General features: G+C 53.1%; 15 protein-coding genes, 4 tRNA genes and 2 pseudogenes. 16 read left to right on the plus strand and 5 right to left on the minus strand.

The features are described 5' to 3' along the window. The first annotated feature begins 248 nt into the window (after positions 1-248). From CpATCC19410_RS00560 to CpATCC19410_RS00585, 6 genes and pseudogenes are all read left to right on the plus strand, one after another. Positions 249-1,219: pseudogene (locus CpATCC19410_RS00560) on the plus strand (metal ABC transporter substrate-binding protein). 78 nt (positions 1,220-1,297) lie between these two features. Then, positions 1,298-2,023 (plus strand): metal ABC transporter ATP-binding protein, encoded by a 726-nt coding sequence (locus CpATCC19410_RS00565; protein ID WP_013240973.1) that lies wholly within the window; start codon positions 1,298-1,300, stop codon positions 2,021-2,023. Then, complete coding sequence (locus tag CpATCC19410_RS00570; protein WP_013240974.1) at positions 2,020-2,664, plus strand: metal ABC transporter permease; 645 nt, start codon at positions 2,020-2,022, stop codon at positions 2,662-2,664. The genes CpATCC19410_RS00565 and CpATCC19410_RS00570 overlap by 4 nt, the downstream gene beginning before the upstream one ends. Continuing rightward, complete coding sequence (locus tag CpATCC19410_RS00575; RefSeq protein WP_014400913.1) at positions 2,661-3,536, plus strand: metal ABC transporter permease; 876 nt, start codon at positions 2,661-2,663, stop codon at positions 3,534-3,536. The genes CpATCC19410_RS00570 and CpATCC19410_RS00575 overlap by 4 nt, the downstream gene beginning before the upstream one ends. Before the next feature lie 119 nt (positions 3,537-3,655). Next, entirely contained in the window at positions 3,656-4,648 is a 993-nt protein-coding gene (locus tag CpATCC19410_RS00580) for a metal ABC transporter substrate-binding protein (RefSeq protein WP_013240976.1), read from the plus strand. Between the two features lie 100 nt (positions 4,649-4,748). Beyond that, on the plus strand, positions 4,749-5,429 hold the full coding sequence (locus CpATCC19410_RS00585; protein WP_014300388.1) for a phosphatase PAP2 family protein: 681 nt from the start codon (positions 4,749-4,751) through the stop codon (positions 5,427-5,429). Between the two features lie 46 nt (positions 5,430-5,475). Here the strand turns inward: CpATCC19410_RS00585 and wzt are convergent, their stop codons facing one another. After that, positions 5,476-6,270, minus strand: a complete 795-nt coding sequence (gene wzt, locus CpATCC19410_RS00590) for a galactan export ABC transporter ATP-binding subunit Wzt/RfbE (RefSeq protein ID WP_013240978.1) — start codon at positions 6,268-6,270, stop codon at positions 5,476-5,478. A gap of 15 nt (positions 6,271-6,285) precedes the next feature. After that, positions 6,286-7,191, minus strand: a complete 906-nt coding sequence (wzm, locus tag CpATCC19410_RS00595; RefSeq protein WP_013240979.1) for a galactan export ABC transporter permease subunit Wzm/RfbD — start codon at positions 7,189-7,191, stop codon at positions 6,286-6,288. A gap of 141 nt (positions 7,192-7,332) precedes the next feature. On the opposite strand from wzm, the gene CpATCC19410_RS00600 reads away from it, so the two are divergent. Then, entirely contained in the window at positions 7,333-8,526 is a 1,194-nt protein-coding gene (locus CpATCC19410_RS00600) for an aminotransferase class V-fold PLP-dependent enzyme (RefSeq protein ID WP_014522669.1), read from the plus strand. Here CpATCC19410_RS00600 and CpATCC19410_RS00605 read toward each other — a convergent pair. After that, positions 8,523-9,482 carry an NAD(P)H-quinone oxidoreductase gene (locus tag CpATCC19410_RS00605; RefSeq protein WP_013240981.1) on the minus strand — a complete coding sequence of 320 codons (960 nt, stop codon included), beginning with the start codon at positions 9,480-9,482 and terminating at the stop codon, positions 8,523-8,525. The two genes, CpATCC19410_RS00600 and CpATCC19410_RS00605, sit on opposite strands and share 4 nt — an antisense overlap. An 80-nt stretch (positions 9,483-9,562) precedes the next feature. Between CpATCC19410_RS00605 and CpATCC19410_RS00610 the strand changes: the two genes are divergently transcribed. Next, positions 9,563-9,650 (plus strand) — tRNA-Ser (locus tag CpATCC19410_RS00610). A gap of 45 nt (positions 9,651-9,695) precedes the next feature. Here the strand turns inward: CpATCC19410_RS00610 and hisC are convergent. Then, a complete protein-coding gene (gene hisC, locus CpATCC19410_RS00615; protein WP_013240982.1) occupies positions 9,696-10,727 on the minus strand; it encodes a histidinol-phosphate transaminase in 1,032 nt (343 codons plus the stop codon). A 106-nt stretch (positions 10,728-10,833) separates the two neighbouring features. Here hisC and CpATCC19410_RS00620 point away from each other — a divergent pair. From CpATCC19410_RS00620 to CpATCC19410_RS00665, 8 genes and pseudogenes are all read left to right on the plus strand, one after another. Then, positions 10,834-10,922: transfer RNA gene (locus CpATCC19410_RS00620), tRNA-Ser, on the plus strand. A gap of 47 nt (positions 10,923-10,969) precedes the next feature. Next, a tRNA-Arg gene (locus tag CpATCC19410_RS00625) sits at positions 10,970-11,042 on the plus strand. A gap of 439 nt (positions 11,043-11,481) precedes the next feature. Further along, on the plus strand, positions 11,482-13,056 hold the full coding sequence (locus CpATCC19410_RS00630) for an SLC13 family permease (RefSeq protein WP_013240983.1): 1,575 nt from the start codon (positions 11,482-11,484) through the stop codon (positions 13,054-13,056). A 250-nt stretch (positions 13,057-13,306) separates the two neighbouring features. Further along, positions 13,307-14,155 (plus strand): PRD domain-containing protein, encoded by an 849-nt coding sequence (locus CpATCC19410_RS00640; protein WP_013240984.1) that lies wholly within the window; start codon positions 13,307-13,309, stop codon positions 14,153-14,155. A 3-nt stretch (positions 14,156-14,158) separates the two neighbouring features. Then, a pseudogene (nagE, locus tag CpATCC19410_RS00645) lies at positions 14,159-16,197 on the plus strand (N-acetylglucosamine-specific PTS transporter subunit IIBC). Positions 16,198-16,356: 159 nt separating this feature from the next. Continuing rightward, a complete protein-coding gene (locus CpATCC19410_RS00655; protein ID WP_013240987.1) occupies positions 16,357-17,160 on the plus strand; it encodes a VOC family protein in 804 nt (267 codons plus the stop codon). 294 nt (positions 17,161-17,454) lie between these two features. Continuing rightward, entirely contained in the window at positions 17,455-19,728 is a 2,274-nt protein-coding gene (locus CpATCC19410_RS00660; protein ID WP_042437314.1) for a nitric-oxide reductase large subunit, read from the plus strand. Between the two features lie 79 nt (positions 19,729-19,807). After that, a tRNA-Arg gene (locus CpATCC19410_RS00665) sits at positions 19,808-19,880 on the plus strand. Positions 19,881-20,045: 165 nt separating this feature from the next. On the opposite strand, the gene CpATCC19410_RS00670 is transcribed toward CpATCC19410_RS00665, so the two are convergent. Then, positions 20,046-20,732, minus strand: coding sequence for a hypothetical protein (locus CpATCC19410_RS00670; protein WP_013240989.1), 687 nt, complete (start codon positions 20,730-20,732; stop codon positions 20,046-20,048). Positions 20,733-20,820 lie beyond the last annotated feature (88 nt).

A 20,820-nucleotide genomic window follows, 5' to 3' on the forward strand; every position in this document is an offset into this window, starting at 1 on the left:
TTATTGTGGCATAGTCTGCGTGGGGTGAGGGGGCATCAGTCTCTTGGTCTTGAGAACGCGAGGGAAGATTGCCCAATTTTGGTTGTGATATGCGCCTCTGAGCTATTGGTGTTGGATTGAAAAACAGCACTGTATCTTGGTTATTTTCATATTGATCCCTTGATTTTTCTAAGGGTTGGAACAGCTAAATAAGGGTAAGCAAAGAAAACGCTATCTGAACGCGCAGAACGGTAATAGGATCCGTATTCATGACTAAGGAATCATCTCGTATCAATCGCCATAGCAGGCGCGGTTTTCTTGCGGTGTCCGCACTCACCGCAGTGGCCTTGCTGGGCGGCCTCAGCGCATGTTCTAGCGAAAAAGCTAGTGAAAAGCCAAGTACGCTCTCTGTCTTTGCTACCACTGGTTATATCGGCGATGCCGTGAAGAATATGCCCCTGCAGCTGATGTCACTGTGATGGTAGGCCCCGGCGGCGATCCTCATACTTATCAGCCCACTACACAGGATATTTCCAAGATTAAGACGTCCAATGTTGTCCTGTGGTCGGGCCTGCATATGGAAGCAAAGATGCTGGATGAGCTGGCAGCGCAGGGAGACCGCCAGGAGGCTGTGGCTGAAGCTATCCCGGAATCTGAGCGGCTTGAATGGCCTGAGCTTGGTGAAAACGGCGAAAAACTTTGGGATCCACACGTGTGGAACTCCACGGAAAACTGGAAGTACGTTGTTGATGCGATTGCCAAGAAGCTTTCCCAGGTGGATAAAGAAAACGCGGAAACATACAAAAAGAACGCTGAGACTTATAAAAAGCAGATTGATCAGGCCGCTGCCTATGCAAAGGAGCAGATCGACGCTATCCCTGCGGAGAAGCGCATTCTGATTACCGGACACGATGCCTTCAATTATTTTGGTAAGCAGTTCGGCCTAGAGATTCACGCCACAGATTTTGTTACCTCGGAGTCTGAAATGTCCCCGACTGAGCTGGCAGACCTGGGAAAATTCATCGCAGAAAAGAAGATACCCACGATCTTCCAAGATAATTTGGCCAACCCCCAGGCTATTAACTCGCTGAAAGAGACGGTAAGGGCAAAGGGCTGGAACGTCGAGGTCTCGGATAAAGAGCTTTACGCGGATTCGCTCGGAGAAACAGCTCCTACCGATACTTATATTGGAGTTTTAAAATACAACGCTGATGCGATTAAAGCGGCTTTGACCAAGTAATTGGAAGACAAACCGTAAAGTGGCAGTTGGTAGTGATTTTCACTCATATGTTGTGATTAGCGGAAGTGACGATAGAAAGTGGCCAATCTAGTGGGCTCGGCATTGACAATGACGGGCATCAGCGTGAGCTATGGGCCAACGGTGGCCCTGGAAAATGCAAGTATTGAGGTTCCTGTTGGATCTGTGATGGGTTTTATCGGGCCTAATGGGGCAGGAAAATCTACTCTTATTAAGTCTGCGATCGATCTTGTAGACCACGACGGTGAGGTCGCTTTCTTTGGCAAACCGCTCGCTCAAGTACGTGATCGTGTTGCTTACATGCCGCAATCCGCCGCTGTGGACTGGGATTACCCCATCACCGTGGAACAAGTGGTGGGCATGGGACTATATCCGCGTTTAGGTTGGTTCAAACGTTTCACCGGGGAGCACCGGGAAGAGGTGCGGCACGCTCTTGAGCGGGTAGGCATCGCTGATTTGGCTAAGCGCCATATTTCCGAGCTCTCCGGTGGGCAACGGCGCCGTGTCTTTGTTGCAAGAATTCTGGTGCAAAATCCCGATATCTTTCTGTTGGACGAGCCTTTTGCGGGTGTCGACGCAGCCAGCGAGCGTGTTATCCGTGATGTTTTGCATGGTTTGTGTGAAGACGGAAAATCGGTGGTTATTGTTCATCACGACTTGTCTACAGTGACAGAACTTTGCGATCACGTCACCGTAATCAATCGGCAGATCGTAGCAACCGGAACTGTAGAAGAAGCGTTTACCCGGGAGACCGTGAATGCTGCTTTTGGCCTGGGGTTGTTATGAGCATCATTGATTTTCTTGCCGAGTTCTCCTATCGGCGGGTGGTGTGGGGAACGCTACTCATTGGACTGTGCTCAGGGGCAATGGGAACGTTTTTATACTTGCGCAGGCAGTCCATGATGAGCGACGTGATCGGTCATTCTGCGACTCCTGGTGTGATGGGCGCCTTTCTCTTCTTTGCCACCACGCCGTGGTTAAGCGAGTCGCAGTTGCTCGCAGACTGGGGCATCGACGCTCGTTCGATGCCGGTAATCACCATCGGGGCTATGGTCACAGGGTTGGCTTCCGCCATCGTGGCCAATGCCGTGGCCGATAGCACCCGCATCGGTATTGATTCAACAATGGCGGTCATGCTCTCCTTGTTGGTTGTGGTTGCGATTGTGATTGGGGTGAAAGCAGTCGGCCTGATATTAATGATCGCTTTCGCTGTATTTCCTCCGGCAGCTGCCCGCCAGTGGACCCGAACGGTAGCGCAGATGGTTGTGGTTTCTGGTCTGATCGGTGCGATCGCCGCGATTGTGGGCTCGTATATTTCTATTTCTGCAGGTAAAGTGCCCACTGGTCCCGTGATCGTCTTGGTGCTTGCGGCCTTTGTGATCGTGGCTCTTGTAGCTTCTCCTCGTCGTGCGGCGGTGATTCGATGAGTTTTGCAGTATCTGTCTCGGTTTTGGCGCTCGTTGTCTCTTTAACCGCGGCGATTCCCGGTATCGTGCTGGTTTTGCGTCGACAAGCTATGCTTTCCGACGCCCTCTCCCACGCCGTTTTGCCAGGCATCGCGGTGGCAGCGCTCTGGACTGCTTCTCCCGATGATCCACTTTTGCTGGTGGGTGCGACGCTAAGCGGTGTTGCGGTGATTGCTCTTACCGAGTGGATTCGGGATCGAAAGAAGGTCACAGAAGACAGCGCAACCGGTTTAGTATTTCCCGCATTCTTTGCCATTGGCGTGATTATCATCTCCATGCGCTTTAATAACTCCACGATCTCGGAACATACGGTGCTGGTCGGAGACCTCAATATTGCTGCCCTTAATCATTGGGTGGCGTGGGGAATCGATTTTGGTCCGAAGAGCGCATGGACAATAGGTGTGGTGGGGCTTGTGGCATTAGGGGTTGTCATTCTGGCGCGTAGACCCTTGATGATCTCTACCTTTGACCCCACATTTGCTGCAGCCGTAGGGATTCGGACTCGCTTGTTGAATTACCTGGTCATGGTGCTGGTTTCTTTGACCATCGTGGTAGTTTTCGACGCAGCCGGCGCAGTTTTAGCGGTGGCCTTGATGATTGTCCCGGCGGCAGCAGCGCTGATGGTTACTCGTTCGGAGACTGCAATGGTGGTGGTGACGTTGATCATCGCTGCTGCCAGTTCACAGGTTGGTTTCTGGGTAGCGTATCGGATTGACGCTGCGACGTCTCCGACGATGGCGTTTGTGGATGGCCTCATCTGCTTAGCTCTATGGATTGGTGTCCGTGTGCTGCGCAAGCGTAAAGAGGTTCACGTGCGGGCGGATGTTGTTTAGGCTTTCCATTCACACATATGAGGGAGGTCTATTGAAAAATGAAACTGATTATCTGCAGTTCGATGTGGCAACGAATTTTCATTTAGCAAGGTAAAAATGTCTGTTCCTATAGTGACGGTATGAATCGCTCATTTTTCCGAAACACGTGTGCTGCCATTGCGGTAGTTGGATTGCTCTCTGCCTCTGCTTGCGCTGCCGATAACAAAGAGACGGCGCCAGTTAAGAACAGCTCTTCGCCTAAAATCTTTGCCACCACCGGGTACATCGGAGACGCGGTGAAAAATGTGGCTCCTGATGCAGACCTCACTGTAATGGTGGGGCCTGGCGGCGATCCTCATACTTATCAGCCTTCCACCTCGGATGTGAAGGCTATGCAGGAAGCGGATGTGGTGTTCTGGTCCGGATTGGGCATGGAAGCCAATATGATTGACCAGCTTAAGGGATTGGGCGACAAGCAGATTGCGCTGGCCGAACAGATACCAGAAAATATGTTGTTGCCGTGGGAGGAAGACGGCGATCATGAGAGCCACAGCCACGAAGGCCACGAGCACGAGGGCCACAGCCACGGGGCCTGGGACCCACATGTGTGGAACTCTACTGACAACTGGAAGCTCGTTGTTGACCAGATAGTCAAGAAGATGTCTGCTGCAGATCCTGATAAGGCTGACACCTATAAGACCAACGGCGCGGAATACAACAAGAAGATCGACGAGACCAAAGCTTATGTACAGGAGAGGATCAACACTATTCCTGCCGATCAGCGCACGCTAGTTTCTGGACACGATGCGTTCCGTTATTTTGGCAAGCAGTTTGGTCTAGAGATTAAGGCAACCGACTTTGTCACCTCGGACGCTCAAAGGTCTGCTTCCGAGCTCAATGAGTTGGCAGAGTTCATTGTGGAGCATAAGGTCCCAGTCATCTTCCAAGATGCCTCTGCTAACCCACAGGCCGTAAAGTCCCTGGAAGAGAATGTGGCTGCTAAGGGCGGAAAAGTTACTGTGAGTAGCGCAGAGCTATACAGTGACTCTCTCGGAGCTACTGCTCCCGCGGACACTTACACCGGTGCGCTGCGTTATAACGCGGATACTATTGCTGCTGCCTACAAGGGCTAATCCAAAAAATACTTCCCAGTGGTATCTTCTGCTGGGAAGTATTGCTATGTATCCACCGTTTTCTCAAGCGGGGAGTACATCTCTTGAAGTGGAGAAAACAATGGAAGTACCATCCTCTCACGCAAAGGTGAGTGCTCAGCGGTGGTGGACTGCGATTATCGGAGTTCTAGCGGTAGCGATTATCGGGCTAGGGGTTAGATCACTAACCAGCGATCTTTTTATCACCCAAGCCATGAATAATCAGAGAAAAGGGGCAATTGAGAGCCTTGTAGATGCTGTTTACTATGGTTTGGAACCCGCTTATTCGCTGGTACTCACGCTGGTAATTTCTGCGCTGGTGGGCATTGCGTGCAAACAAGTCCGAATAGGGCTGCAATGCGCAGTGGCCATTGCGATCACCTGGGTGCCAGTAGTTTTTGTAAAGATGCTTATTGAGCGTCCTCGCCCTAGCTCAGACTTGCTTGCTCACCCCATACCGGTAACGCCAGGGGATTGGTCGTTTCCTAGCGGGCACACGACGTATGTGACGGCTTTAGCCATGATGCTGATGCTTACGGTGGGTGCTCGGCTGCCTTTGATCCTACGGGCCCTTCTGGTGCTCTGCGCTGTTCTAGTTATCGCAGGCGTGGTGCTTACCATGGGCGTGCACTACCTCACGGATGTAGTTGCTGCTGTTATCTGGAGCACCACGATGGCCCCGCTCGTGTGGAACCTTGTAGATAACGCGGGGCGACGTCTGTGGTTTAGTCGTTTTGAGAACGCTGGCCGCCCCAGCGTTTAGGAAATTTCAGGACAGATTTTCTAGCGTTCTCAAAACGATAAGAGTCCTATTTAGACTCTTCGCGGATGCGCTTTTGCAGGCGTCGTACGTGGTCTGCGGCGCCTTTGCCTTCGTAGGCTTCTACGATGTCATCAACGGCCCCTGCCTGCCTCACCGTTCCGTGGTCAATCCAAAGAGCTGAGTCACAGAGCTGGACAAGGAAATCGTTGGAGTGAGAGGCAAAAACGAGGATGCCAGACCGCTGCACTAGGTCGGAGAGGCGTTCGCGGGCCTTAGCCATAAAGGCGGCGTCGACGGCGCCGATGCCTTCGTCGAGAAGCAAAATTTCGGGCTCAATCGAGGTGACTACCCCGAGAGCAAGACGAATACGCATGCCAGTGGAGTATGTACGCAGGGGCATGGCTAGGTAGTCGCCTAGTTCGGTGAACTCGGCGATCTCATCCATTTTTTGCTTCATCTGCTTGCGTGTCTGCCCCAGGAACAGGCCGCGGATCACGATGTTTTCAAACCCCGAGATCTCCGGGTCCATGCCTACGCCGAGGTCAAAAACAGGGGCGACGCGTCCGCGGACATGAGCGGAGCCACGGGTGGGCTCATAAATTCCGGAGAGTAGACGTAAGAGTGTGGATTTTCCGGCACCGTTATGGCCTACGAGGCCGATGCGGTCACCCTCTTTGAGGTGCAGGTTTACGTCTCGAAGCGCCTCCACGACCACGGTATTGTCTTTGTTTCGCCCAATGGCGCCACCTGCGGCGCCTAGGAATGCCTTCTTCATAGAACGCGATTTTGCGTCGAATATGGGGAAATCAACGCAGGCGTTATAGGTATCAATGGAAACCATGATGTTGTACTCCTTCTATACCCAGTAGCTCACACGGAAGCGCCACTGTTTCATTGCGAGCATGGCTAGGAATGTGCCTACGACTGTGCATCCGATGACAACGTACCAGTTCAATGGATTGATGGGGGCGCCGATTAATGGGGCACGCACAACCTCCATGTAGTGATAAAGGGGGTTGAGCATAGCCAGCTTTGCGCGCTCAGAGACAGCTCCGCCTTGGGCGTAGAGGGTCTGTGTGGTCCACACAATGGGGGTGACATAGAACAAGAGCTGTGTGAGGGCCTCAAGAAGAGGGGAGAAGTCGCGGTAGCGGGTAGCGATGATGCCAAAGAACATGGACACCCATACACCGTTAACCACGAGCAATGCGATGGCAGGAATTCCTAGGAGGATGTCCCAGCCCAAGGGGCGTGGGAATACCAGCATCAGGATGAACCAAATCACCATGTTGTGGAAGAGGAAGAGCGTTTGCTTCCATACCAATCGGTACACGTGTACGGAAAGGGCAGAGGGAAGTTGCTTGATCAGCCCCTCATTGGTGATAAAGACCTCGGCGCCTTCTTTAATGCATCCGGAGATGAAGTTCCACATGATAAGGCCCACGGTGACGTGGGGGAGGAACTCGGCAACGGGGATCTTAAATAGCACAGAGTAGAGCAATCCCAGGGCAAGCGCCATGACGCCAGTGGCGATGGTGATCCATAATGGCCCTAGGACGCTTCTGCGGTAGCGTTGCTTAATGTCTTGCCATCCGAGCTGTAGCCAGAGCTCGTGTTGCTTGAATCCGCGGACGAGGTCAGACCATGCGGCTGCCAAGGTTTTGGACCGCGATGGCTTGGGGTCAACGTGATCCGCATGCGTGATGCGAGCGATCATTGACTCGAGACTCTCGGGATTATTTACTTTGGTCTGTTCCTGCACGAATACCTACCCTAGCTGGGTTGGTGCGCGGAATGAATCCGGCAGGCATAATAAGTGAGTTCGTTGGGATGGAATAGGTAGTTGTTTCCGTTGCAGTGGTGTTGCTTTAAGCAATGCTCTGGAACTTTCAGGGAGTGAGAGATGGTGTTTGACGTAGCTCGTGTTCGAGGTGCTTATACCTCCGTGAGCGGTACTTGGACTTATCTCAATGCGCAGGAGCAACCACAAATTCCGGAACGGGTGTCATCTGCTGTTTCGCGAGGTTTTCGCAGTGCGCCGTTGGCAGCAGAAATTGAGAGAGGCGCCGGTTCTCATGCGTTGTTGCAACGCGCGGGGCGCTTTATTGCAGACGATCACTTTTATTCTGCACGAATGGCGATTGCGGATATGACAGGAACCTCAGCAGACGCGGTGCTCCTGGGGCCGAGCCGTGACGTGCTTTTTGCACGGTTATCCCGCGCGTTGCGGCCACTGTTGCGCCGGGGATCTTCCGCTGTGTTTTCGCGCACAGATTCCTGTGGTCTTGATCTGGACGCAGAAATACGTTGGGCGGAACCTGACTTAGGTACTGGTGAGGTGCCTGCGTGGCAGTTTTCCAAGCTTGTCGACGGCAGCACCCGCGTTGTTGCGCTCTCCGCCGCTAGCCGGCAGGTAGGAACAATCAATCCGATCCTGGAAATCGCGGAATACGTGCATGATTCCTCCCGTGCGTGGGTGCTTGTCGACGCCACCCCACTTGCTGGGCATCGCCCGATCACGAGGGAAGCATTAGGCGCGGACATCATAAGCGTGGACTGTGAGGCCTTCGGTGGGCCACAGGTTGCCGCCCTGGCGTTCCGTGACACCACGATGTTTCCTCGCATAGATATGGAAGTGTTTGATACGCCTGTTGCCGCTGGCCTTGCCGCGGGAGTATCCGCAGCCGTAGATTACCTTGCTGATCTCGACGAGGACGCCCGGGGAACTCGTCGTTACCGCTTGGCGCAGGGTGTGGAGTCCGCGGCAAATTATCTGGGGTGGTTGGGGACCTATCTTGTGGATTCCATCGAATCGCTTCCCAACACCCACGTCTTTGGCGTGACCGGTGAAGCCGCCGCAGGTTCGGACGTGGATCGGATCCCACACGCCACATTCTGTATCAACGGCGTTCCGGCCGACATGATCCAGCAGCGGCTGATAAACAATGGATTGGTGGCCACGGTGGCTGAGGCCGACCCCCTTCTCACCGCGATGGGGGTCGGCGATACTAAGGGGGCCATCTCCGTTGGATTGGGGCCTTATAACACGGTCGCGGATGTTGATCAGCTCATCCGCGTTGTGGCGAGCTTGGCCTAGCTGGGGGCGTCGGCAAGCAAAACAAGCGTTCCGGACACCTCGCCGGAATCCAGCAACTCATGAGCTTTTTGAGCCTGCGACAGCGGCAGTGTGGCATGGATGCGGTGGGAGATTCTGCCTGATTCCAGCAACGGCCAGATGTTCTTCACCGTGTCAGCAACTATCCGAGCCTTGTCTGCACGATCGCGCGCACGCAAAGCTGTGGCCGAGATTGTTCCGCGTTTGCTTAGCAACCGGCCGATATTTAGCTCGCCCTTCACCCCGCCCTGCATCCCGATGGTGACCTGATGCCCATCCATGGCTAGTGCACGGACATTCTGGTCAAGATACTTGGCTCCCATGATGTCCAAAATGCGGTCGCACTTGTTCTTGAGAATCTCCGCGAAATCCTGCTCACGATAATTGATCAGGATGTCCGCGCCGAGCTCGCGACACACCTCAAGTTTTTCCGTGGAACCCGCCGTGACCGCCACCGTGGCGCCGATATGTTTGGCCATCTGAATAGCAAACGTGCCGATTCCGCCGGCACCGCCATGAATGAGGATCGTGTGCTCCGGCTTGAGACCAGTCAGCATGCCGATATTCGACCACACGGTACACGCGACTTCAACGATCGCCGCGGCCTGGGCAAAGGAATAACCAGCAGGAATCGGCATGAGCTGTCCCTCAGGGACCACAGCGAGCTCCGCATAGCCGCCACCGGCCAAAAGGCAGGCAACCTTGTCACCCTTCTTCCACGAAGTATCGCCTGGATCCTCCACAACGCCAGCGCACTCAAGTCCCAGAATCTTCGATTCTCCAGGGGGTGGTGGGTAATGTCCCGCAGCCTGCAGTAGGTCTGCACGATTAACTCCGCTGGCCTTAACCCGAATCAGGGCACAACCAGATTCTAGCTGCGGATCGGCGACGTCTTGATACGACAATTGCTTGTTCTCATCGATGATGATTGCCTTCATATCCACCCACTTTAAAGAAATTCGCCTACATCGGGTAGACTCTTTTACTTGTTGGCAAGCTTTAAGCATGCGAACACATTGGAGATGTGGCAGAGCGGCCGAATGCACTGGTCTTGAAAACCAGCGATGGGAAACCATCCCAGGGTTCAAATCCCTGCGTCTCCGCCAAAAATGAAACCCCAGTCCTCTAGGTGAGGCTGGGGTTTTGTGCTGTTATGAGAAGCTTGCATCCCAGGCAGCAAGAAGGCGATCCGTTTCCTCGCTATTGGTCACGGTGATTCGGACTCCCTCAGGGAATGCGCGGACGATCACGTCATGGTTGTGGAGCTGCTCAGCTATGTCAGTGGGAGACTCGGGGCGGGAATCTGCAGGAATCCACACAAAATTGGTTTGAGAGTGGCCTGCACCGACATGCTCGGCTACGCGGTCGCGATTGAGCACTACCTCTTCAGTGCGCTCCATGAGCTCGTCGAGGTTTTCTAATGAGGCGATTGCGCCCGCCTGAGCAACGGTGTTAACGCCGAAGGGGAGAGCGACTTTATTGAGCGCCTCAATGAGGCTTGGAGAGCCAAAAGCGTAACCGATTCGGATGCCAGCCAAACCAAAAGCTTTAGAGAAGGTTCGGAGACCTATGAGGTTGGGGTAGGCGTGGATAAACTCTGTAGCAAGAGGCGTATCCTCTGCGCGGACGTACTCGATATAGGCCTCATCAAGCGCAACAAGCACATTGCTTGGGACCTTGTTCATGAATGCTAGGAACGCGTCTTGCGATATGAGAGTGCCCGTTGGATTATTGGGGTTGCACACGAAAATGAGCCGAGTATTTTCTGTGATGGCCGCGGCCATGGCGTCAAGATCGTTGAAGCCCTCTTTAAGGGGCACGGCTACCGGCGTAGCGCCAGTCACATGCACGAAAATGGGGTAGGCCTCGAAGCTGCGCCAAGGGAAAATCACCTCATCGCCTGGGCCTGCGGAAATCTGAACTAATTGTTGACACAGAGCAGAAGAACCACAGCCCACTGCTACTTGTTGGGCATCTAAACCGAGATGTTCAGCCAACCGTTCTCTGATCTCCTCAGCGCCCATATCTGGGTAACGGTTAACGGTAGTGATGGCTTTTGCCATTGCTTCCGCTGCGCCGGGAAGTGGGCCAAAAGCTACCTCGTTGCTAGAAAGTTTTAACGTATGGTCTGCATGATGGCCTGGAACGTATGTAGGAATCTGCGCTAAATCTTCTCGGATCATGGCGTTAGTTTATCCCCTGGTAGGGAATTTTGTTCACTGGCCTTGTGTTTTGTTTAAAAGGTCATTTGCGATTAATATTGGGCGAGATTCTTTTATTGGAATCGCTGGAGACGTGCCAGAGCGGCCGAATGGGGCTCCCTGCTAAGGAGTTGACTTGTTTGCGCAGGTCCGGAGGTTCAAATCCTCTCGTCTCCGCTCACTCTCACTTCGGTGGGAGCGTTTCACCGGGCCTGGTGGAACTTGCGCCCGTAGCTCAACGGATAGAGCATCTGACTACGGATCAGAAGGTTGGGGGTTCGAATCCCTCCGGGCGCACGATTAAAACCCCAGTTCACAGCATGTGTGGGCTGGGGTTTCTTTGTGCTTTGCTAGCTGAACAACCCAGGGGCTAGCCACAGGCCCTAACCCTGTGCTCGTGACAATCGGCCCACCGCCCAATGTTCATTTGGGGTTATCCTTCCTGCCTGTTTTTGCCACATAAAACCTGCACTTATGTGTTATCTAGCGAGTATTCCCCATTATGGGGGACTCTTGAACCTTTGCAAGCGTGTCGTTTGTGCAGGTGAAGCGATTTTTGTGGATTTGTCTTGGAATTTTTGGGAAAGACTTCCTTTATAGGGGGTAAAGATTGCGGCTTGTCACTGTAGATTACTGAGTGTCTTTCTTCACATCATTGCGATAATCGTGCACCCAGATGGTGGAGAAGCTGATCATTTTGCACTAAAAGTGCGCGAAATAGCTGGAAAGTGAGTCCGTGAGTACCCCCATTACGCATGAGTCTTCAGAACACGCGTTGGCTGAAGATGCAGAAGTCCGCGATCAAAGTGAACGCCGTCGCCAGATTATTGGCCTCTTTGTTGGTCTGGTGCTTGCAGCGCTGGTGTATCTGATTTTCCCTGAGTCTTCTGTAGACGTGGTGAGTTCTGCCGATTCCAAGGGCTCCTATACTCACGGTGCATTGAGGATCACAGCCGCAGTCGCGGTTTTGATGGGGGCTTGGTGGATGACTGAAGCCATTCCGCTAGCGGCTACGGCTCTGGTGCCGCTGGTTGCGTTCCCTTTGTTGCAGGTCATTGAGTTCTCTAAGATCTCGGCACCGTATGCCTCGCCAACGATTTTCTTGTTTATGGGTGGCTTTATCTTGGCGCTTGGAATGCAGCGTTGGAATCTGCATCGTCGTCTGGCTTTGAGCGTAGTTCTGCTGGTTGGTACTAAGCCCAAGCAGCTTGTCGCTGGTTTCATGCTGGCAACTGGCTTCTTATCCATGTGGGTGTCTAATACTGCAACGGCCGTAGTGATGCTTCCCATTGGCGTCTCTGTTCTTCAGCTCACTGCAGAATCCGTTGGCGGAATGCGTGCGCAGAAGAAGTTTGCCACGAGTCTGATGCTGGCGATCGCCTATTCTGCGTCGATAGGCTCATTGGGAACGATCATTGGTACGCCTCCGAATGCGCTGCTGGTGGCGTATATGGCAGAAAGCCATGATATTCACATTGGTTTTGGTACGTGGATGCTTGTGGGCGTGCCACTTGCCCTGGTGTACATGGTCATCGCATGGTTTATCTTGGTCACCGTATTTAAGCCGGAAGTGGACACGATTCCTGGCGGCCGAGCGCTGATCAAGGAAGAGCTGCACAAGATGGGGGCGATGAAGTTCGGTGAAGCCGCCACGGCTGTCATCTTCGCAAGCGCAGCCCTTGCATGGGTTTTTGTTCCGCTGGTTATTAAGTGGATGGGGTGGAAGGTCTCCATTGCGGATGCCGTGATCGGTTTGGTTGCCTCGATGCTACTGTTCTTGATCCCCGCGGATCGTAAGACGGGTACCCGTTTGATGGATTGGAAGACCGCTAATGAGCTTCCTTGGGATGTGTTGTTGTTGTTCGGTGGTGGCTTGGCATTGTCCAAGATGTTCTCGGAGTCGGGACTGTCTCTGTGGATTGGTGAGACGGCTAAGGGGCTGGGAGTCTTGCCATTGATCCTGCTCATCGGCGCTATTGCCGCACTGGTGCTCATCCTTACGGAATTTACGTCCAATACCGCAACTGCGGCGACCTTCCTGCCGATTATGGCTGGTGTGGCAGTGGGCATTGGGCTGAATGCGAATGGTGATCAGAATATTCTTCTGCTTACCATCCCGGTTGCGCTCTCGGCGACCTGTGCGTTTATGCTTCCGGTGGCAACCCCACCCAACGCGATCGCGTATAGCTCTGGCTTTGTAAAGATCGGCGACATGGTCAAGGGTGGCGTGTGGCTGAACTTGATCGGGATCATCCTGGTTACTCTGGTGACCTATTTCTTGGCTATCCCGGTCTTTGACATAGTTCTCTAGTTTCCATGCCCCCGATAAGGGTCGAAAATCCTGTAAAACAGCAGTCGTCTGACGTTAAAATCACTAAATCGTTCCCAAGGGTTTGAGGGACGAGTTATTGTAATGATGAGCTTCCCTCTGGGTGTTACTGAGCCGGTCAGGGCATACTTTTGTTGCTGCGTGATCCTCAGGCATGACCGGATGATTCCCCCCGCTAAGTCCATCGTGGCCTGCATCTTGTAGGCCATATGAGCCTTGAGGAGCAGCCGTTATGCCTGAGCTAATTATTCGCCGCGTGCTAAGCAATAATGCTGTGCTCGCTGCGGAGAACTGCTCAGAGGCGGGGGAGCGGATTCTGGTGGGGAAGGGCATAGGGTTTTCTAAAAAACCGGGGGACTACGTCGAACACGGCGGTGGGAGCCGGGAGTATGTGGAGCTTAGCGAGCAGCATCGTGCTCTTCTAGAGGGGCTGAGCAGCATTGATGGCGCTACTTTCCACGTTATTTCGGCGAGTATTGATGTTGCCTCTGACGTCCTAGGCAAACTACATCCCAGTGTGTATCTGATTCTTGCGGAGCATCTGTCTTTTGCCGTTCAGCGGGTTGGACGGGGTGAAACTATCCGTAACTCCCTGGTTGTAGAGATCAAAGCGGTGGTTCCGGAGGAGTTTTCGGCCGCCGAGCTGGTGGTCAACTATCTGAATACACACCTTGATTCGATTGTGCTGCCTATCGACGAAGCCGCGTTTATCGCCCTCCACCTCCACGCGGCCCGCACCGGAGGCACTGTGAAACAACCCCTTGCCGTGGCAAACGCGATTGGACAAGTGACGGCAAAAGCGCACCGGCTACTCCGCACTCCTGCGGAAGCTGGGAATGACGCGCTGTCTATGGAGCTGGCCCTGGCTTATCAACGTCTCCAGCGCAAGCAATTGCGCCACAACGTACTGCTGGCGAGCGTCGAAAAGCTATTGCCGCATGAATATGCGGTCGCGGCGGAGTTGCTTACCGACTTATCAGGCGAGCCGCAGCTCCCGCTGTCCGCGCGTGGGGAGGCTGCGTTCCTCGCGGTGTTTTTACATGGCTGGACACAAGAAAACGTAAACAAAGAGAAGGGATAGATGATGGGATCCGTTATGAATGCCCTACAACGCCTGGGAAAGGCACTGATGGGGGCAGTTGCAGTCTTGCCTGTCGCGGCTATTTTGATGGGCATTGGTTATTGGATTGACCCTGTCGGTTGGGGTGCGGATAACACCGTTGCTGCGATCTTTATTCAGTCGGGCTTGGCAATCCTGGATAACCTTGGTTGGATTTTTGCTATTGCTCTTGCCTTCGGCCTGGCCAAAGACTCCAATGGTGCGGCGGCGTTGTCAGGATTTGTGGGTTTTGCCACGATTACCCAGCTGATAGGCCCTAAAGCGGTGGCCAGCTATAAGGGGATTGGCGATCCAACGGCGTTAGAAGGAGACGCCGCGCTGGAATGGGCGTCACAGGGATGGGGAGCCATCGGCGGCAAGAATGTGCTCTTTGGCATCCTCATTGGTGTGCTCGCCGCATGGGTGTACAACAAGTTCCATGCGACAAAGTTGCCGGACTTCTTGGCATTTTTCTCTGGGCGACGGCTTGTTCCAATTCTGACCTCGTTCTTCTCAATAATCCTCTCCGGGATTATGTATTTTGTCTGGCCAATTATTTATAGCGTGCTGTTCAACTTTGGTGAGTTGATTCAGGGAATGGGGCCGGCCGGGGCAGGCATCTACGGATTTATTAATCGCCTCCTGATTCCTACTGGTCTGCACCACGCAGTTAACTCGATCTTCTGGTTTGATGTGATTGGTATTAATGACATCGGCAAGTTCCTCGGCGGTGGTAAGACCATCGAGGCAGCTCAAGCAGCTACCGACGCTGCATCCTGTCCCGGTAATTGGGTCGATGGATCGTGCCAGGTTGTCGGCATTATCGGTCAGTATCAGGCGGGGTTCTTCCCAGTGATGATGTTCGGTCTCCCCGGTGCCGCACTAGCTATATACCTGCGCGCAGAGAGTAAGCGTAAGAAGGTCGTTGGTTCTTTGATGCTTGCCGGCGCATTGGCCGCATTCTTTACTGGTGTGACAGAGCCATTGGAGTTTTCCTTCATGTTCCTAGCCCCGGTTTTGTACGTTGTTCATGCGCTTCTTACTGGCCTGTCGCTCTTTATTGCTTCCGTCTTCCACTGGACAGCAGGATTCGGATTCTCCGCAGGATTTATTGACATGTTCCTTTCCGCACAAAACCCGCTGGCAAACCAGTGGTGGATGTTGCTCGTCCTGGGAGTGATTTACTTTGCGCTGTATTTTGGTATCTTTTACACCCTCATCGGGGTTTTACACCTCAAGACTCCGGGACGGGAAGAGGAAGATGAAACGGAAGTAGAGAGCACAGCAGACGCCTCTACTTCTGACATGGCTGCACAAATTATCGATGGCCTCGGAGGTCCGAGCAACATCGACGTTGTAGATTATTGCGCTACCCGCTTGCGCGTAACTGTTCAAGACTCTGCTCGTGTTGATGAGCCCGCTATTAAACGGGCAGGCGTGATTGGTGTGATGCGTCCTGGTGCTAAGAATGTCCAGGTAGTCATAGGCCCGCAAGTGCAATTTGTCTATGATGAAGTCGCCGCTCAGCTGTCTGGGAAGGTATCCCTGAAAGGCGAACAAGGCTAATCATGTTTGGGTTTGCTAAGAAAAAGGTCGTTGTTATTCCGCCTATCCACGGCCCTCTGCTGCCGCTTAGTTCCGTTAATGACGCAGTATTTTCTTCAGGGATGATGGGGGAAGGGTTTGCCGTGGAGCCTGATGGCTTCGGAGAAGTTGTGGCGCCGGTGTCTGGCAAGCTGGTCACGGTGTTCAAAACAGGGCACGCCTTTGCCATCAAGACTCCCGAAGGTCTTGAGGTGCTTGTGCATATTGGCCTTGACACAGTTGAGATGGGAGGCCGTGGCTTTGCCGCCCATAAGGCCTCCGGAGAGAACGTTGTGCAAGGCGAGAAACTAATCACCGTAGACTTTGATGCAGTACGAGCAGCTGGATATGATCCCGTGACCCTTGTGGTTTTTACCAATAAGAAATGCGTGGATCACGTGGAATTGAACGCGGGAAAAGCGACAGTATTTCTTAACTAGCCCCACCAGATAAAAAGAATTTTAATCCTCTGCACAATCGCATTGCGGCTTATGGCAGGGGATTAATTCTATTTGGTGGATGTTTGTGCAATTTTTTCTGCTGTTTATGCGCGTAGAGTCGTCCTAACGCATTTACAAGGCTGCTTTTTAGGAGGCACAATGTCCCTCATCTTGCATGGTGACCCTACGTGGATTGATCTTTCTACTCATGACCTCGAAGGTTCACAAGCCTTCTATAAAGAACTTTTTGGCTGGGAGTTCAACAGCCAGGGCGAAGAATGTGGCGGCTATAACATCATCCTCTCAGAAGGGCAGCCTGTTGGCGGTGCCATGGACTCCCACATGGGGCCCGAAGGTCCTTCTGAAACCCCTATGGCCCCTACCGCGTGGACCATATACCTCAAGGTTGATGACATTAACGCTGCGCTTGCTGCTGCTCAAGAAACAGGTGGGCAAGTTCTCCTACCTTCTATGCAAGTAGGAACCCTGGGCTTTATGGCTATCGTGTCCGATCCTGCGGGCGGGGTTGTGGGATTGTGGCAGGCCTTGGACTTCCCCGGCATCACCCGTGAACCAGTCAAGGGACAACCTGCTTGGTTTGAAGTTATGAGCAAAGACTTTGACGCAGCCGCGCCGTTCTATCAAAAAGTCGCCGGCTGGAAGCTGAGCTACATCGGTGAAGACGGTCAACCTGCGGATTCGGCACAGGACGGGATCCGCTACGCAGCCAACGCGCCGGGCGAGGCAGCTACAGCTGGAATCTGCGAGGCAAAGGACTTTTTGCCTGAAGAGGTCCCAAGCCACTGGCGTGTTTACTTCAGTGTCGCTGATGTTGACGCCACCGTGAGCAAGCTACAGGAGCTGGGCGGTCAGCTTATCGACGGTCCCGTAGACACGCCTTTCGGCCGAATCGCTACAGTTGCGGACCCTCAGGGTGCAAGCTTTCAGTTGTCTAGTCGGTAACCCATCGTGAGCTAGACACGCCAATTTTTATCCCCCCTAATCTTTTTGGGGGGATTTTTATTGTCTAAAATCTCACATTTTGTGTATTTTTTGCGCAGTATTTTCATAACAAAATGCTGTTCAAGGCGTATTTTTAACGGTTTTTCCGAGTAAATACGTATGCGCTGCCCGTGTTTTACTGAGAAGGATGCCCGTGTTTTACTGAGAAGGATGCCCGTGTTTTACTGAGAAGGAATTTATTTAAACATCTTGATTGGAGGATCAAGAGTGGCGCTTTTAGAAGCCCCGCAACGTATGTCCTCACGAGATAAGCGATGGTGGTCTGCGCTTGCTGCAGTGATCATCGCTTCTTTTGTGGTGTTGCTATGGATGGGGCAGCAAATCAATGTTCACAAACCGCCGATTCCTGAACGAGTTGAAACCGCTCAGGGAAAAGTGCTGGTTACCAAAGACCAGATCATCAACGGGCAACAGGTATGGCAGTCCATCGGTGGACAGCAGATCGGATCTGTGTGGGGGCACGGCGCATACGTTGCACCAGACTGGACTGCTGATTGGCTCCACCGTGAGGCCACGCAAATCCTGGATAAATGGGCTCAGAAAGAAGGCGCCAGCGACTATGCAGCGTTGGGTGTGGAAAAGCAAGCGGCGCTGAAGGCACGACTCAAGAGTGAGTTGCGTACTAACGGTTACCAAGACGGACGCATCGTGCTGAGCGACGACCGGGTTGCCGCCTTTGAAGCGAACAAAAAATACTATGCAGAGCTCTTTGCAAACGGACACGAAAACTATGCCATCCCAAAGGACTCCATCAAGGATGAGGCCGCAGCTCAAGACATGGCTGCGTTCTTCTGGTGGACTAGTTGGGCAGCATCTACCAACTCGCCTGGAAGCGAAGAAACCTACACCCAGAACTGGCCGCATGAGCAGTTGATAGATAACGTGCCGCCTACTAGCAACATTCTGTGGAGCATTATTAGCTTTATTCTCCTGCTTGCTGGCATTGGTGGCCTGGTTTGGTATCAGGGCTGGAAGGGGGAAGAAAATGAAACTCCAGACGTCACTCCGGAAAAAGATCCGCTGCTCGGCTTCAAGCCAACGCCGTCGCAACGCGCAACCCTTAAATACTTCTTTATCGTCGGCCTGTTGTTCGTGTTGCAGATCGCCTGCGGCATTATCGCAGCTCACTATGGTGTTGAAGGAGGAGCGTTATTTGGCATACCCATCGATAAAATTCTTCCGTATGCGGTAGTTCGAACTTGGCACACTCAACTGGGTATCTTTTGGATCGCTACTGCCTGGTTTGCCACCGGTTTGTACGTGGGGCCAGCCGTAGGAGGAAAAGAGCCGAAATTCCAGCGCCTAGGTGTGAATATCCTCTTCGGCGCTCTCCTTGTAGTGGTGCTCGGGTCGATGGCGGGCGAATGGGCCTCCATTATGGGCAAGCTGGGCTATGGAAACCCCATCAACTTCTGGCTGGGAACCCAAGGTTATGAATATGTTGATCTTGGGCGTGTCTTCCAGATCGGACTATTCATTGGTTTGGCTCTCTGGTTTATCCTCATGTGGCGCGCGCTCGCACCTGCAGTGCGAAAGGCCAAAACCGTGCCCGGCAAGATCATGCCAACCCCGGAGGCTCCTCTCGCCGCTGGAACGCAACGTTCTCTGACGGCCATGCTCCTCATGAGCTGCCTTGCGATCGCTGGTTTCTATGGCGCAGCTTTTGGAGTTAACCATGAAACGCATCTTTCCATCGCTGAATACTGGCGCTGGTGGGTGGTTCACCTCTGGGTAGAGGGCTTCTTTGAAGTCTTTGCCACCACGGTCATCGCATTCCTCTTTGCGCGAATTGGTTTGGTGCGACCGGCAGCGGCCACGACCTCGGTGATCGTGTCCACCACCATCTTCCTAGCTGGTGGCATCATCGGAACTGCACACCACCTGTACTTCTCTGGAGCTCCTGCACACGTCATGGCCCTAGGTGCGGTTTTCAGCGCCCTGGAAGTAGTGCCGCTTGCCCTTATCGGTGTGGAGGCATTCCGTAATCTCAATCTGCTCAAGCTCCAGCCATGGGTAGCTGGGTACAAGTGGGCTATTTACTTCTTTGTTTCTGTGTCCTTCTGGAACATGCTTGGTGCTGGTGTCTTTGGGTTCCTTATTAATCCGCCAATCTCACTGTTCTATGTACAGGGCCTCAACCTCACGCCGCTGCACGGGCACACCGCATTGTTTGGTGTGTACGGCATGCTCGGCATCGGCCTCATGCTTTTCTGCGTCCGTTCCCTCATGCCAAACGCTAACTGGGATGATCGTTGGCTGAAGTGGGGTTTTTGGGGAATGAACGGCGGTCTACTCGCAATGTCTTTGCTTTCCCTTCTTCCTTTGGGATTGGCGCAAGCATGGGCCTCTATGGATGTGGGACTCTGGTACGCCCGTAGCGATTCCTTCCTTTACACCCCTGTACTCACCTTCATCCGTTGGCTTCGGGTTCCGGGTGACATCATCTTTGCCGTCGGCGCCCTAGCGATCGGCGTATTTATGGTTCGTCTTGTTGCTCGTAAAAAATAGTCTATGACATGGATGTTTGTTAAATATTAGCCGGAGTGTGTAGAGTGATTCTTCGTTGCAAAGAAGCAACGAAGACACTGCGCCCGTAGCTCAACGGATAGAGCATCTGACTACGGATCAGAAGGTTGGGGGTTCGAATCCCTCCGGGCGCACGATTAAAGCCCCAGCTCATGGCATGTATGAGCTGGGGTTTCTTTGTGTGCCTGGGGTGTCCCTAGCGCTCTCGGGAATGACTTTGACGGGTTGTTGGGGTTCCCTGGGCGGCGTAATAATTGCTAGACCCCACCCGTGAATAACGCGGGTGGGGTCTAAATCATTTATAGGATGTTAAGGGCTCGCAAAATCGGTGACAGTAAGTTGGTTAGGCTGTCAAAGATCGCGCCGGGGAATGCTCCTGAGAGCCAGGATGGGAGGGTCTTTTTTACGTGGATCTTTGGGCCGCTGGCAGAGGTAAACACCGTGTTGCTATCGCTACTACTGAGTTGGAATCTGGTAGAAGGATCCCCGGTTGCCCGTACGCCTACGGTGTAGGTGTACTCCAATGTGGTGTCTAACGTGATCGCTTTAGGCTTTCCGTCGTTTGTTCTGAAGGTAACGCGATCTGCTTGGGAAGTGGCATTCCAGCCTGCGACTTTTAGCGGATGCGGCCCACTATCGCCTTCTTTGAAAGTGATCGACTCTGTATGCAACCGGCCTACGGAAGGCACAAATTCCGTGAGCTCACTGAATTCGGTGTATCCACCTTGGGAGTGGATCTTGACCGAGATGGTATCGCCAGGCTGCACAGTGATGGAATTACTGCTGTAATCTGCGCGGGCTGTCCCCTTTGTGCTGCTAACGGTAAAGGTCTTCGTGACTGTTGCCTTAGTGGGAAGCATGATCGTGCTAACGATCGTGTTGCTTGGTTGCTCAACCGCCGCTGCGGGCTGCAGGGACGCGACGGCTAGGGAAGTAGCGGCGGTTGTGGCTGTGCAAAAAAGGGACATTCTGGTTTTGAAGTGCATAGAGAAACCTTGACTGTTAGCTTATGGTTAAAAGATCTAAATTTTATATAAAATTAAGCCTTAAGTTAAGTATAGCTAAATCGGTTTC

The sequence above is a fragment of the Corynebacterium pseudotuberculosis genome, assembly GCF_002155265.1.
GTDB classification, from domain to species: Bacteria; Actinomycetota; Actinomycetes; order Mycobacteriales; family Mycobacteriaceae; genus Corynebacterium; species Corynebacterium pseudotuberculosis.

Excerpts from the sequence above, each read along its gene's own strand:
- CpATCC19410_RS00570 (WP_013240974.1), top strand. The coding sequence starts at position 2,020 with ATGAGCATCATTGATTTTCTTGCCGAGTTCTCCTATCGGCGGGTGGTG.
- CpATCC19410_RS00575 (WP_014400913.1), top strand. The coding sequence starts at position 2,661 with ATGAGTTTTGCAGTATCTGTCTCGGTTTTGGCGCTCGTTGTCTCTTTA.
- CpATCC19410_RS00580 (WP_013240976.1), top strand. The coding sequence starts at position 3,656 with ATGAATCGCTCATTTTTCCGAAACACGTGTGCTGCCATTGCGGTAGTT.
- CpATCC19410_RS00585 (WP_014300388.1), top strand. The coding sequence starts at position 4,749 with ATGGAAGTACCATCCTCTCACGCAAAGGTGAGTGCTCAGCGGTGGTGG.
- wzt (WP_013240978.1), bottom strand. The coding sequence starts at position 6,270 with ATGGTTTCCATTGATACCTATAACGCCTGCGTTGATTTCCCCATATTC.
- CpATCC19410_RS00600 (WP_014522669.1), top strand. The coding sequence starts at position 7,333 with ATGGTGTTTGACGTAGCTCGTGTTCGAGGTGCTTATACCTCCGTGAGC.
- CpATCC19410_RS00605 (WP_013240981.1), bottom strand. The coding sequence starts at position 9,482 with ATGAAGGCAATCATCATCGATGAGAACAAGCAATTGTCGTATCAAGAC.
- hisC (WP_013240982.1), bottom strand. The coding sequence starts at position 10,727 with ATGATCCGAGAAGATTTAGCGCAGATTCCTACATACGTTCCAGGCCAT.
- CpATCC19410_RS00640 (WP_013240984.1), top strand. The coding sequence starts at position 13,307 with ATGCCTGAGCTAATTATTCGCCGCGTGCTAAGCAATAATGCTGTGCTC.
- CpATCC19410_RS00655 (WP_013240987.1), top strand. The coding sequence starts at position 16,357 with ATGTCCCTCATCTTGCATGGTGACCCTACGTGGATTGATCTTTCTACT.
- CpATCC19410_RS00660 (WP_042437314.1), top strand. The coding sequence starts at position 17,455 with ATGTCCTCACGAGATAAGCGATGGTGGTCTGCGCTTGCTGCAGTGATC.
- CpATCC19410_RS00670 (WP_013240989.1), bottom strand. The coding sequence starts at position 20,732 with ATGCACTTCAAAACCAGAATGTCCCTTTTTTGCACAGCCACAACCGCC.